The organism is Hyphomicrobium sp. 802 (assembly GCF_000526135.1).
Classification (GTDB): domain Bacteria; phylum Pseudomonadota; class Alphaproteobacteria; order Rhizobiales; family Hyphomicrobiaceae; genus Hyphomicrobium_B.
Window position 1 is genome coordinate 734,627 of the sequence record NZ_JAFM01000001.1, and the last position, 12,609, is coordinate 747,235.

Consider the following 12,609-nt stretch of genomic DNA (forward strand, 5'->3'; position numbering starts at 1 on the left):
CCCGCTAAACGAGAAGCGATCCAAAAATGACTTCGGTGAACGCCTTCAGCGGCGCGTCACTCTTTTCCACCCGCATCCGCAACATCGCGCCTTCCCAGCTGTTCAGAATAAACTCCGCAAGCAACGGCGCGGGCATACGATTACAGATGGCACCTGTAGTTTGCGCCTCGGCGATGCACGTTTCGATAAGATCGCTCCATGTCTTGAAATGAACCGCCAAGCGGTCGCGAATTGGGACGCTTTGATCTGCGACCTCAAGACTGAGGTTTCCCATCAAGCAGCCGCGCACATAGCCGGCAGCTTGGAAACCGCGGGTTCTTTCATCAAAATAGGTGCGCAATCGCTCCAGTGGCGGGAGGCTGGGATTGCCAAGAAGAGCGCGGAGCCCGGCGAGGCCGCTCCCGAAGTAGTAATCGACAACCTCTTTTCCGAAGACTTCCTTGCTCTCGAAGTGATTGTAGAACGAGCCCTTGGGCACTTCTGCGGCGTCAACGACGTCCTTGATTCCGGTTGCCGTGTACCCGGCCGCGTGAAACATCTTAACCCCGACGCGGATTAAGTTGTCCCGCGTCTCTAGCTTTGGTTTTGGTCCGCGGCGAGTAGCCGCCGGTTGCGATCCTGTCTTCATGGCGGAACGACCCAATATACCTCAATCAAGTGGAGGACGCGTTCGAAACGTGTAGTGCGCCCTCAAGGTTGGACACGATTTCTGCGACCATCGATAGGGTAATCGTCCATGACGCCCTTCCCGATGAAGCTTCACACGCGACATCTGCGATTTTCATGAGTTACCGAGACACAAGCTATTTCGCCCTACAAAGATGCAACCCATAGCAGCGCCATATTTTCGCAGGCTATCAAAGGTGAGGGACGATCCGACGCTTCCAGAATCACGCCTTAGAACATGGTGTTTGAATGGGGTATGGTCTCAGGGATTGCCTGCAACACGTCCCAGTGCTCAACGAGCTTGCCATTCTCTAAGCGAAAGATATCCATGACGGCTTCGCCGCGGGTAGCGGGCTCTCTCACCATGTGCACGTGCAGGATGACGTAGTCGCCCTCGGCGAACACACGAACAATCGTGCTGTGCGAGTTCGGAAATTTCTGTTTGAACCCCGTGAAGAACTGACGAAATCCCTCTTTGCCGTCAGGAATGCGGGCGTTGTGCTGTGTATATGTTGGTCCCATCAACGCGATGGCTGCGTCGATGTCCTTGTCGTTTAGCGCCTTGTTATAGAAGTCGACCACGATCGCTTTGTTTTTCTCGAGCTGCGTGAGTTCTCCAGCCTGCACGCCTGTGGCAGCCAGTAGCAACACTACGCCGACAACAAGGCTTTTGATCGGAGACATGAGCTTCCTCCAGTTGATATTTGCAAAACTTTGACCGGTCGTATTTAATTCCACTTGCGAGAGCGTGGTTGTCAAGATGCAGCTAGCGCGATCTGATGCTATAACTAATAATGTTGTTATTTTTCATAAACTTAATATACGTCCATAGATTATGACGAGTTAGCATAAAGCTATCCTTGACTAATTAAAACAGACCGGTCATCTTTTATTATTATGGGTCGGCCTTGGGCCGCTCCAGTTGCCGTTCGTTCGGCCTCGCTTCGGCGCAATGGGCGTCGTCATCGCTGCAAAGGGTTATTTCGATGTCCCTCTCTCGACTCTTCTCACCGCTTCGTCTTGGTCGCTACGACTTAGCCCATCGCGTGATCATGGCGCCGTTGACGCGCATGCGTGCCGGGGGCGGTAATGTCCCTAACGATCTTGCCCGTGAATACTACGGCCAGCGTGCATCTTCCGGTGGGTTGATCATCGCCGAGGCGACGCAGATCTCGTCCTCAGCCCAGGGCTATCCGGCGACGCCTGGCATCCATTCCGCTGCGCAGGTGGAAGGCTGGAAGAAGGTCACGGACGCCGTCCACGCCAAGGGGGGATTCATCTTCCTACAGCTCTGGCATACGGGGCGCTCGTCCCATTCGAGCTTTCAGCCCAATGGCGCACTCCCGGTCGCGCCTTCGCCGATCGCGATCAAAAGTGGGACCGCGCTGACCGCTGATTGGAAGCCAGTGCCCTACGAGACGCCGCGCGCGTTAGAACTCGATGAGATTCCTATCATCATCGAAAGCTATCGTCAGGGCGCGCGCAATGCACTTGTCGCCGGGTTCGACGGCGTGGAACTGCACGGCGCCAACGGATACTTGATCGAGCAGTTCCTGCACACCCGTTCGAACCAGCGCACCGACATCTACGGTGGATCGATCGAAAATCGCGCCCGGCTTCTCCTTGAGGTGACGGCGGCACTGGTCGACGTGTGGGGCGCTGATCGTGTCGGTGTTCGCATGTCGCCGTTCGGAACCTATAATGACGTGGGTGATGCCGATCCGATTGCGCTCTACCGTCATGTCCTTACCCGTCTCGCGGAACTCGACGTCGCATATGCGCACCTGATCGAAGCGCGTGACGGCACTTCGATGGAGATCGAGGCCCCCCAGGATGTCGACCAGCTCCGCCCTTTTTGGCCGAAGACATTGATCCTTGCAGGCGGCTTTACCGGAGAATCCGCAGAGGCCGCCATTCGTTCGGGCCGCGCCGACGCCGTCGCGTTCGGAAGGTGGTTCATCGCCAATCCAGATCTGCCGCTGCGGCTCAGGCTTGGAGCACCTCTCAATCCCTATGACCGCTCGACTTTCTACGGCGGCGCCGCGGCCGGCTACGTCGATTATCCGGCAATGAAGAACACGCAGTTTGCGGTTTGACACCGCTCGGAAACGAACGAATCTCGCTATTGGAGCCTCTCCTATGAACATCGCGCTTTTGGCCGCAACAGGCCGAGCTGGCAGAACCATTCTCAACGAGCTCGTCGGCCGCGGGCATCAGGTCACTGCAGTCGTCCGCAACCTCGATAAACTGCCCAAGCCACTACCTAGGGGCGTCACGCCCGTTGTTGACGATTTAACCCGTGTCGATCGCATCGCGGAGATCATCGCTGGTGCGGATGCTGTTGTCAGCGCCTATGGCCCGCCGAGCGGTGATCCCCGCTACACCTCAGATGAAAGCTACACTGACGAGTTGGTCAGCGTTACGAAGCGGCTGATTGCAGCAGTCCATAAAGCGGGCGTTGCCCGCCTGATTGTAGTGGGCGGCGCCGGTTCGCTCACGTTCTCGCCTGGCGTGACGGTGGTCGATTCCGGCTACTGGCCGCCGCCTTACGTCCCGATCGCCCGTTCGCACATGAAGGCTCTCGCGGCGTTGAGGGCCTCTGACATCAACTGGACCTACTTCAGCCCCCCGATGTTGATTGAGCCCGGGGAGCGGACCGGAAAGTTCCGACTCGGCGAGGACGACCTCATCAAGGATGAGCAAGGGACAAGCCGAGTGTCCTTCGAGGATTACGCCGTTGCACTCGTCAACGAACTCGAAAAGCCCGTGCATGAGCGGGCGCGCTTCACCATCGGCTACTAAGAAACACGGTGCAAGGCGCCGTGCCCATCGACGGCATGAGCGAAGCCACGTTCCGCAGGGAATGCCAGGGTCGGCGCCGCAAAAGCCACCGTCATGATACGGTAATGCAACCTAGCCAGCAGATTTCTGACTCTTACATATAGGCTTCGCAGGCTTCCCGTTGAGCGTCGAGCGAGTTGAAGTCTTGCTCGAAACCCTCTTCGGAGGATTTAAGTCGCAAACAATTGTGCGTAGATGGTTGCGAACCAAGCGGCCGCCATGAACGAACATCCCTTTTTCAGCTTGCTGGCCAGGTTACTGCAGGGTTGCGCCGGTGCATGATCGATCCATATCGTTCTTCCCGTGCGTGGCCGCCGCTCTCAATCGTTCGTCACTCCGAAATGAGATGAGATTTCTTGAGCAGCTCTCCGACTTCGGTGGAATCGATCTTCTTCAAGAGCCACCTGCGCAGAAAGCCTGGGACGGGGACGTCAATACCCTTGCCGTCCCGCAGCGGCCCGATTGCAGCAAGTAGCGTGCGAACGTCATAGGTGGAGTTGAAAACTTCCGGCACACCACGCTCAACGTTAAGCAGCGTGTAGACCGCCTCCATCGGCGTCCGCACCGAATACTCGGTCGTGAAGATGCAGTCTCGCTGCTTCGACTCGGCGAACTGGCCGATGAAAGCAAAATTGATCGCGCCTTCCGGAACGACGTCCGGCCGATCCCCGGCTTTGCGTGGCATGAAGAAGGCTGTGATGTAGGGCATCATCACCGGCACTGTCTTTGCGCCGGTCGCGGCGAGTTCCGGAATATCCTCTGTGGGTACGCCGAGGTGATAGAGCCACTCTTGAGTGATTTCCTCACCCGTGCAGTCCTGCATGGGTTTCTTCACATAGTCGCCCGGCTTATCGACGAACAGGGCGTAGAACCAGGCCACGATCTGATCTTTTGGCTGCTGCTTGAAATGCGGTTGACGGCTTACCGTCCAACTCAAGAGCCAGCTCGAATCCTTAACGGTGACGATGCCGGCCGTTACGACCTTGCCGCTGAAAGGATCGCGCTTGGCGATCTTTTGGATGTAGCGTGGTATCCGTTCATCGAGCGTGGTGATAGTCGCCGATTCCCATTTCGTCTGAGGAATGTGGGCCCCAAACACGTCCGGGCGGCCGAAGGCTGGATCCTTTGCCGCAATGCGCCGCCACAGATCCCATGCGGGCGCCGGACCGTCCTTGATTTTAGCAGGCGTGTGGTGGTCGCCGTTGTCGGAATTCTCCGTCAGCGATCCGATGGTGATGAATACAAGATCGTCGGATCCGAGATCGACGCCCCCGACGACGCCGCTTTCGATCCAATGGATTCGGGTGGCCTGCTTACGTCCCGGTTGGATATCGAAATCGACGTCGGTCACCTCGATACCGTACCGAAAGCGGACGCCATGGTCTTGCAGCCATTTTACAAGCGGCAGAACCATCGATTCATATTGATTGTAGCGATTGAACTTAAGCGATGAGAAGTCCGCGAGGTGGGCGACGTGATGAATGAAGCGATGGAGATAGAGCTTCATTTCCAGCGCAGAATGCCATTCCTCGAAGGCGAACATTGTGCGCCAATAAAGCCAGAAGTTGCTCTCGAGGAAATCCTCGCCGAAAACCTCGTTGATGCGCTTGTTTTCCATCTCCTCGCGTGTCGCCAGGAAAATGGAGATCAAGTCTTTGCGGGCCTGCCTGTTGAGCGTCAGGAGAGCCTTGTCGGGCACATCCTGTCCCTGGTGCTGCGTGACACGCTGCAGCGAGTAGTTCGGATCGTCGTTGTTGAGGCGGTAGAACTCGTCAAGAACGCTCGCGTCTTCGATTTCCAGGGAGGGGATCGAGCGGTAGAGGTCCCATAGACATTCGAAGTGCTCCTCCATTTCACGCCCGCCGCGGATCACAAAACCCTTTTCAGGAACTTTCAGACCGTCGAGCGCACCACCTGGGATTTCCAATTCTTCCAGGATGGTGATCCTGTCGCCCGGTATTCCGCCATCACGAATGAGGAAGGCTGCACCCGCAAGCCCGGCGAGACCTGAACCAACAAACCACGCCGTCTTTTTATCGGCTCCCTCGGGCTTCCGGGGGCGAACAAAGGCTTCATAGTTTCCGCTGCTGTAGTGCATGGCGACTCCTTACTATGTTGCCGGGTTCAGCTGGCGGACGGCTACCACAAAAGTTGCAAAGATACCTTGACCAGTATTGCATATCTTCGTAGCGTTTTTGTACTTTACAGTACAGTCTAATTTGTTGCACCTTTAGTGGACATGCGAATGACGCAAAGGATGTCAAGAAAAGCGATGGCATACACGGGCAAGCGCTCCGCGGTAGTCGCAGCAGCGGGAGAGCTATTCGTTGTTCGCGGTTACGACGGAACCAGCATGGAAATGATCGCCGATGTGGCGAATGTGTCGCGCCAGACCGTCTACAATCAATTCGAAAGCAAAGAAGCCCTGTTTCGCGCCATTATCGATGATGTCGTGGACGAATTCATGGCGCCATTGGTGAGCGCAAGTCCGCGTGCGGGGGTTCGCGAGACACTTGTTTCATTCGCTGAACATACACTCGGTTTATTGGTTCGACCCAAGTTCATAGGTTTATATAGATTGGCGGTTGCCGAAACAAATCGCTTTCCCGATTTGGGTCGTACCATCTTTGAAGCCGGCGCACTGCGCGCGCAAGAAACAATCTCGCGTTACCTCCAGGAGCAAGCGCGAACCGGCAAGCTAAAACTTGCAGATCCCTTTGCAGCAGCCGGTCAGTTCATGGCGCTCACCGGCCGCGACACCGAGATCAGAGCGCTTTTCGGCGTTGAATCTAAACTCTCCGTCCAAGAGATCCGACGGCGCGCGAAGGCAGGCGTCGATGCATTTTTGAAAGCCTATGAGGCACGCGATGAAGTCACGTCCCTTGTGAGCTCAAAGACGCAAAGGAAGACGTTGCGGCGGGCCTAGACGAACCGAACAACGTCAGAGAACGTATTCACCGCGCGGTGACAATCAGTCCGATCAGCCAGAATTCAACTGTGACTTCCCCCAAGGACGACCAATGATCTTTGATGCCTCTCAGCTTTACCGCGTCCTATTCCGGCTAGCACCTGCGGCCGTTGCGCTCGCTTTGGCAACGCCTATCTCCGCCCAAATGCCCGGTGGTCCGCCGGTCGTCGGTTACGTAGTCGCCGAAAAAAGGCCGGTCACGCAAATCCAGGAGTTCATCGGACGCGTTGAGGCCGTCAACAAGGTGAGTGTCATTGCACGCGTCTCGGCGGAGCTTGAAGAAGCGCCGTTTAAAGAGGGCGCAGAAGTCAAGAAGGGCGACATTCTCTACGAACTCGAAAAACCTCCCTATGAGGCAGCTGTCGAAAGCGCAAAGGCATCGGTCGATCAATTCAGCGCGCTGCTTCGCAACGCAACACTGACGACGGAGCGCTACAAAAAACTTCTATCAGGTCCCGCAGGTCAACAATCGAGCGTCGATAGCGCACTCGCACAACAGCAGGCCTATGAAGCACAGATGCTCGGCGCCCAAGCGCAACAAAAAACGGCGGAGATCAATCTCGGCTATACAACCATTAGATCGCCGATCGACGGCAAGGTGGGGCGCATTGCCATTACGGTCGGAAATATCGTGGGCCCGACTTCCGGCACACTGACAACCATCGTCAGCCAAGATCCCATGTACGTCACATTTCCTGTCCCATCGCCGACCTTGCTCGAACTCGGACGAATGTATGCGCCCAAAGGAGGCTTCAACGCAGTCGTCCTTCGCGTACGACTGCCCGACGGCACTCTCTATTCAGAAAAAGGGAAGCTGGATTACGTCGATCCTTCTGTCGCGGCCAATACCGACACGGTCACGGTGCGAGGTGCTATCCCCAATCCACTTCGCAAGACCGGAGAGGAATCACTTCGCCCACTGATTGACGGAGAATTTGTCACCGCCCTCGTCGAAGGTGTAGAGCCGGTAGTTGCCTTGGCGATTCCCAGGTCGGCAGTGCTATCCGATCAGCAGGGTGACTACGTCTATGTTATCAACTCCGATGATGTCGTCAGTCAGCGACGAATTCAACTCGGTCAGTCGACGGCAGCCGTCGCGATGGTCTCTACTGGACTGAGCGAAGGTGAAAAGATCGTGACCGAGGGCATTCAGCGCGTTCGACCGAACCTCAAAGTCGCTCCGCAGCCTGCCGGTCCCGACCCCATCAAAGCGAACGGTCAATAAGCCATGTTTTCAGCAATATTCGTCGACCGGCCGCGGCTGGCGATTGTCATCGCAATTGTCATAACGATCGCGGGTGCTCTTGCCATATCGCGTATACCCGTCGCTCAGTTTCCAAACCTCGTGCCACCTCAGGTGCAGGTATCAACGACCTACCCCGGTGCGTCTGCGAGCGTTGTCGAAACAGCTGTCGCCCAGCCGCTCGAATCCCAGATCGTCGGCGTCGATAAGATGCTGTATATGAAGTCCAACAGCGGCAACGATGGCAGCTATAACCTGACGGTATCGTTTGCGCTCGGGACCGATCCAGACATCGATACAGTGAACGTCAACAATCGCGTTCAGGCTGCTCTCTCCCGCTTGCCACAAGAGGTCCAAAAGCAGGGGATCACCGCTCAAAAGCAATCATCTGCCATTCTTCAATTCATTTTTCTCTACTCCGAGAGCGGCAAACAAGATCCGCTCTTCATCACCAACTACGCGACCATCAATGTTCTAGATCGACTGAAGCGTGTTGAAGGCGTCGGGCAAGCAAACCTCTTCAGCGCCCAGAACTACTCCATGCGCATTTGGTTCGACACACAACGCCTCACGAACCTTGGACTACAGCCATCTGACATTGTCGCAGCGATTGACGCCCAGAATGTCCAGGCGCCAGTCGGACGTATCGGCGCCCAACCTGCATCAAACGACCAGCAGTTCCAGATGAACGTGCAGACCCAGGGGCGCCTCGAGACGCCGGAGCAATTCGGCAACATTGTCGTGCGCGCAAATCCGGACGGTTCTGTTTTGCGCGTTCGAGATGTTGCCCGAACGGAATTAGGCGCGCAGAACCTCGACGTAGGCTCGCGCTTGAATGGCAAGCCTGCCGTGGCGATCGCGATTTATCTGTCTCCCGGCGCCAACGCCGTTCAAACCGCCGCTCGTGTCACGGCGGCGCTCGACGATATGTCGAAACGCTTTCCTGAAGGTCTGAAGACCCGAGTGGTCTACGACACGTCCGAGTTCGTAAGCGACACGATCGGCGAAGTCATCCGTACGATCGGTGAAGCCTTCGTCTTGGTCATTCTCGTCGTTTATCTTTTCCTCGGGAGCGCACGCGCGACCGTCATCCCGGCGATTGCCGTGCCTGTCAGTCTGATAGGCGCATTCGCCGTGATGCTGGCGCTCGGTTATTCCGCCAACACCGTTTCGCTTCTCGCGATGGTGCTCGCTATTGGCATTGTTGTCGATGACGCGATCGTTGTCGTTGAGAACGTCGAGCGCGTCATGGAGGAGGAGCCAGATCTTTCTCCCGCGGACGCAACCAAGAAAGCAATGAGCCAGATCACAGCGCCGGTGATTGCCATCACGCTCGTTCTGCTTTCGGTGTTTGTTCCTATCGCCTTCATCCCAGGCTTGACAGGAGAGCTCTTCAGGCAGTTCGCCGTTACGATCTCCGCGGCCATGATCATATCGGCGCTGAACGCATTGACCCTTTCGCCGGCACTTTGTGCCGTCGTTTTGCGTCGCTCCGAGAAGCGTGGGCCTATGGGTTACGTGATGCGCGGAATCGACCATGTGCGCGATGGCTATACGGCTATCGTTCGCCGCCTCGTGCGCGTGTCGGTTTTGAGTATCGCGGCTGTCGCCGCTGCTGCGGTCGCGGTATTTTTCATAGCGAAGGTGACGCCGACGGGGTTCGTCCCTGAAGAGGATCAGGGTGCGTTCTTCATCATGATTCAGCTGCCGGATGGCGCCTCAGTCAATCGGACTACGCAAGTCGTCGAGCAGACGGAAAACATCCTGAAGCGGTATCCTCAGATTCAAGATAGTCTCGCGATTGTCGGCTTCTCCCTGCTCGACAGCGGAGCGCAGCCGAACTCCGCATTTATGGTCGCCCGCTTGAAACCCTTCGCTGACCGCAAGACGGCAAAGGATTCTGCGCAGGCATTGATCGGTGAAGTGACGATGGCCGCGCAGCAAATCAGCAGCGCTCAAATCTTTGCTTTCAACGTACCGCCCATCATCGGTTTGTCAACCAGCGGCGGTTTTGAATATCAACTTGAAAATCTCGAAGGCGCCGATCCCGCGACTATGGGCAGCGTCATGCAAGGCCTGATCTCGGCGGCGAACCAAGATCCGCGATTGCAGCGCGTATTCTCGACATTCACCGCTTCCAATCCTTCGATCTATTTAAACATCGATCGCGACAAGGCGCAGGCTCTCGGCCTAGAGATAAGTGATATATTCTCGGCCCTGCAATCGACACTGGGGGGCACCTATATCAACGACTTCAATCTCTTCGGACGTGTGTGGCAGGTCAATCTACAAGGAGAGACTGTGGACCGCGGCAACATCGGTTCGATCTGGAAGATCTTCGTTCGCAACAAGACCGGTCAGATGGTTCCGCTGCGCTCAGTCGCGAACGTTTCTACGATCCTCGGACCACAGACGATCGGGCGCTATAACAACTATCGGTCAACCACGATTAACGGTTCTCCAGCGACGGGCATAGCTTCGGGTACCGCGCTTGAGGCGATGACGGAGGTCTCTGCCAACGCCCTTCCGCCGGGTTATAGTTTCGAATGGACCGGAACCGCGTATCAGGAACATGAAGCTCAGGGACAAACGGCGATCGTTTTGGCACTCGCTGTGCTCTTCGCCTTTCTCTTCCTGGTTGCGCTCTATGAAAGTTGGATGATTCCGGTGCCTGTCCTGCTATCGGTCACCGTAGGTGTGCTCGGCGCCTTTCTGGGCATCAAGATTGCGGGTCTGTCCCTCGACGTCTACGCGCAGATTGGCCTCGTCGTTCTCATAGCGCTTGCCGCGAAAAACGGAATTCTCATCGTCGAGTTCGCAAAAGAGCGCCGGGAGCATGGCGATTCAATTCCGGACGCCGCAGTGCTAGGCGCTCAGATGCGGTTTCGCGCCGTGATGATGACGTCAATCGCCTTCATCCTAGGCCTCTATCCCCTCGTTATCGCGACGGGCGCGGCCATGATCAGCCGGCGCGACGTCGGAACGCCTGTATTCGCGGGGATGCTTGGAGCGAGCGTTGTCGGCATCTTTCTCATTCCGATGCTCTACGTATTCTTCCAGTCAATCCGCGAGCGCGTCAAACAAAGGAAGACCGCGGAGCCGGAGAAAGAAGCGAAGTCCTTACAGAAGTGATGGGATCGATTTGTAGCCGTGGATGCAATCAGTATGATACCCGACGTCTGCGTCCTCCGCTCCAACCCATAAGTTGAGAGGATTCATGAGTTGGGATGCGGCGTTGCCTGAACGAAATCCGAAATTCGCTCAGCAACGGGACCTCCGACTGTCGCCGGTTTTTCACGTTCTCGATTCAGAGGTTGAATGGCATCCACTCTGCTCCAGGGCCATGGCCTAATTTTCATTAGCCGCTGTGCTGAACACTGGTGGGAAAATAGAAATCGGAGTGCGAGGTGCAGCCTCGCTTGCTCTCGGCCCCATGGCGCTCGTCGATCGCTACGAATGCGTACTTTGCGGCAGGGCCGTCAGCGAGTTAGCGTGGGTTCCGCTTATTGGAGGTCGCTTGAAATGTCATTCAGTCTCGATATGTCCACGTCGCAACCTGCGAGATGGATTCAAAGATTGCGTCTGCTCCATGATTAAGAGGATCTGCGCGCAAGAGACGCTGCTCCACCCATGAGATCCAGTCCGCGATGCTATGGCCAGCGATTTCATGCTGTTGATCAATATCCAAGGATTTGAGCGCGTTCAAGAACTGACGAGCGGTTTCGGCTTCGCGACGCTGCATCGCCAGTTCAACGAATCGCCGCCAACGATTGTCGTCTAGTTTTTTTTGTTGCTGCTCTTCGTAACGCTTCTGCTCGGCGATCCGTCTTTGACGCTCTTCCTCTTCTCTCTGCTTGCGTCGTTCAACAAGGAGGGGTCCGGCCGCCACCAAGGTCGCGATGACATCGGGCAGCAAAGACTCCATAGTTTTCTTATCGGTCTCGAGCCATTCCCGTCTTAGATTTCCTGGCAGATAAGTCTTAATCGAAAAGGCTAGCTTGCCTGTCGGTTGTAGTTCGCGTCTCCAGTCGCTGTCGCCAGGGATTCGCCAGCGTTGCTCGCTCTCATTGAGGGGACGGCGGGTCTGCTTTTGCTTTTCTCGAATCTGAAACTCGATCTTTTCGTCGTTCACCTCGAAGAAGAGCTGGCGCCTGTCATCTTGTTGCACGCGGGCGCCTTGCTTCTCCATGCCTTTGAACAGAGCATCGAGAATGCGATGGCGTCGGCGGTCTGACTCACTCCAATCGGTAGGTTTCAATAAATTTTTTCGCCAAGGATCGCGCTCCAGCCGTGCCTCGCGCCTTTTGCGATCGTGCTCAGCTAACCATCGCGCGATTATAGGATGTGGCCGGAGCAAGCGATCGGATACCGCAATGGCCGTGGCCTCGGCGCGAGCCGTTTCGGATTTGATTTGAACTTCGTCTGGAAGTTTCTGTGGCTGTGAAGGCTGCGGAGTTGGAGTGATCGTGACGCTCTGGGGCGTATCTTTGTCACCGGGCGGCAAGCGAAATGCGATGACCTTCTGGCCGGCAGCCTTCCTTGCCCAGTACCCTCTCTTCGGGTACGGCACCTTCAGTCGATTGCAAATTTTGGCCAGGCCGTTCCCGCTAATTCCATACTCCAGCGCCAGGCGGCTCATCGGTGTTTGCCAAACTTGGCGATAGAGTTCTTCGCGACTTACTTCGCGTGGGTCTTTCCGAGCGTGGTTCTCAGTCATGGGTGCGCAACTCGTCGACGCTAGAGTCTGTTGGCATTTGTTGTCGTGACTTACTGGTCGCCGCTTCCAGCCTATTGATCCCTCATTCTCTGTCGGCATACGATAATTGCCCCGCCGATTCATCCTCACATCGCAACTGTTTCGGCGGCAGCGACGGACATCTTATCCGCTCAT

At 56.2% G+C, this 12,609-nt stretch carries 9 protein-coding genes; 5 read left to right on the forward strand and 4 right to left on the reverse strand.

Annotated elements, in window-relative coordinates:
• Positions 1-4 precede the first annotated feature (4 nt).
• Both HYP802_RS0103670 and HYP802_RS0103675 read right to left on the reverse strand, forming a co-directional pair.
• Positions 5-628 (reverse strand): TetR family transcriptional regulator C-terminal domain-containing protein, encoded by a 624-nt coding sequence (locus HYP802_RS0103670; RefSeq protein WP_024275154.1) that lies wholly within the window; start codon positions 626-628, stop codon positions 5-7.
• Between the two features lie 269 nt (positions 629-897).
• Entirely contained in the window at positions 898-1,350 is a 453-nt protein-coding gene (locus HYP802_RS0103675; protein WP_024275155.1) for a nuclear transport factor 2 family protein, read from the reverse strand.
• A gap of 302 nt (positions 1,351-1,652) precedes the next feature.
• Here HYP802_RS0103675 and HYP802_RS0103680 point away from each other — a divergent pair, with 302 nt between their 5' ends.
• Together HYP802_RS0103680 and HYP802_RS0103685 are read left to right on the forward strand one after the other, a co-directional pair.
• Entirely contained in the window at positions 1,653-2,762 is a 1,110-nt protein-coding gene (locus HYP802_RS0103680; protein WP_024275156.1) for an alkene reductase, read from the forward strand.
• Between the two features lie 43 nt (positions 2,763-2,805).
• Positions 2,806-3,468 carry an NAD(P)-dependent oxidoreductase gene (locus HYP802_RS0103685; RefSeq protein ID WP_024275157.1) on the forward strand — a complete coding sequence of 221 codons (663 nt, stop codon included), beginning with the start codon at positions 2,806-2,808 and terminating at the stop codon, positions 3,466-3,468.
• Positions 3,469-3,838: 370 nt separating this feature from the next.
• Here the strand turns inward: HYP802_RS0103685 and HYP802_RS0103690 are convergent, their stop codons facing one another.
• Entirely contained in the window at positions 3,839-5,605 is a 1,767-nt protein-coding gene (locus tag HYP802_RS0103690) for an oleate hydratase (RefSeq protein WP_024275158.1), read from the reverse strand.
• A 174-nt stretch (positions 5,606-5,779) separates the two neighbouring features.
• Here HYP802_RS0103690 and HYP802_RS0103695 point away from each other — a divergent pair, with 174 nt between their 5' ends.
• The 3 genes from HYP802_RS0103695 to HYP802_RS0103705 all read left to right on the forward strand — a co-directional run bounded on the left by HYP802_RS0103695 (position 5,780) and on the right by HYP802_RS0103705 (position 10,850).
• On the forward strand, positions 5,780-6,433 hold the full coding sequence (locus HYP802_RS0103695; protein ID WP_280949186.1) for a TetR/AcrR family transcriptional regulator: 654 nt from the start codon (positions 5,780-5,782) through the stop codon (positions 6,431-6,433).
• 94 nt (positions 6,434-6,527) lie between these two features.
• Complete coding sequence (locus HYP802_RS0103700) at positions 6,528-7,700, forward strand: efflux RND transporter periplasmic adaptor subunit (protein WP_024275160.1); 1,173 nt, start codon at positions 6,528-6,530, stop codon at positions 7,698-7,700.
• 3 nt (positions 7,701-7,703) lie between these two features.
• A complete protein-coding gene (locus tag HYP802_RS0103705) occupies positions 7,704-10,850 on the forward strand; it encodes a multidrug efflux RND transporter permease subunit (RefSeq protein WP_024275161.1) in 3,147 nt (1,048 codons plus the stop codon).
• A 397-nt stretch (positions 10,851-11,247) separates the two neighbouring features.
• Here the strand turns inward: HYP802_RS0103705 and HYP802_RS23465 are convergent, their stop codons facing one another.
• Positions 11,248-12,435 carry a hypothetical protein gene (locus tag HYP802_RS23465; protein WP_155831122.1) on the reverse strand — a complete coding sequence of 396 codons (1,188 nt, stop codon included), beginning with the start codon at positions 12,433-12,435 and terminating at the stop codon, positions 11,248-11,250.
• Between the last annotated feature and the right edge of the window lie 174 nt (positions 12,436-12,609).

Coding starts and splice junctions, on each gene's coding strand:
- HYP802_RS0103670 (WP_024275154.1), bottom strand. CDS start 628: ATGAAGACAGGATCGCAACCGGCGGCTACTCGCCGCGGACCAAAACCA.
- HYP802_RS0103675 (WP_024275155.1), bottom strand. CDS start 1,350: ATGTCTCCGATCAAAAGCCTTGTTGTCGGCGTAGTGTTGCTACTGGCT.
- HYP802_RS0103680 (WP_024275156.1), top strand. CDS start 1,653: ATGTCCCTCTCTCGACTCTTCTCACCGCTTCGTCTTGGTCGCTACGAC.
- HYP802_RS0103685 (WP_024275157.1), top strand. CDS start 2,806: ATGAACATCGCGCTTTTGGCCGCAACAGGCCGAGCTGGCAGAACCATT.
- HYP802_RS0103690 (WP_024275158.1), bottom strand. CDS start 5,605: ATGCACTACAGCAGCGGAAACTATGAAGCCTTTGTTCGCCCCCGGAAG.
- HYP802_RS0103695 (WP_280949186.1), top strand. CDS start 5,780: ATGGCATACACGGGCAAGCGCTCCGCGGTAGTCGCAGCAGCGGGAGAG.
- HYP802_RS0103700 (WP_024275160.1), top strand. CDS start 6,528: ATGATCTTTGATGCCTCTCAGCTTTACCGCGTCCTATTCCGGCTAGCA.
- HYP802_RS0103705 (WP_024275161.1), top strand. CDS start 7,704: ATGTTTTCAGCAATATTCGTCGACCGGCCGCGGCTGGCGATTGTCATC.
- HYP802_RS23465 (WP_155831122.1), bottom strand. CDS start 12,435: ATGACTGAGAACCACGCTCGGAAAGACCCACGCGAAGTAAGTCGCGAA.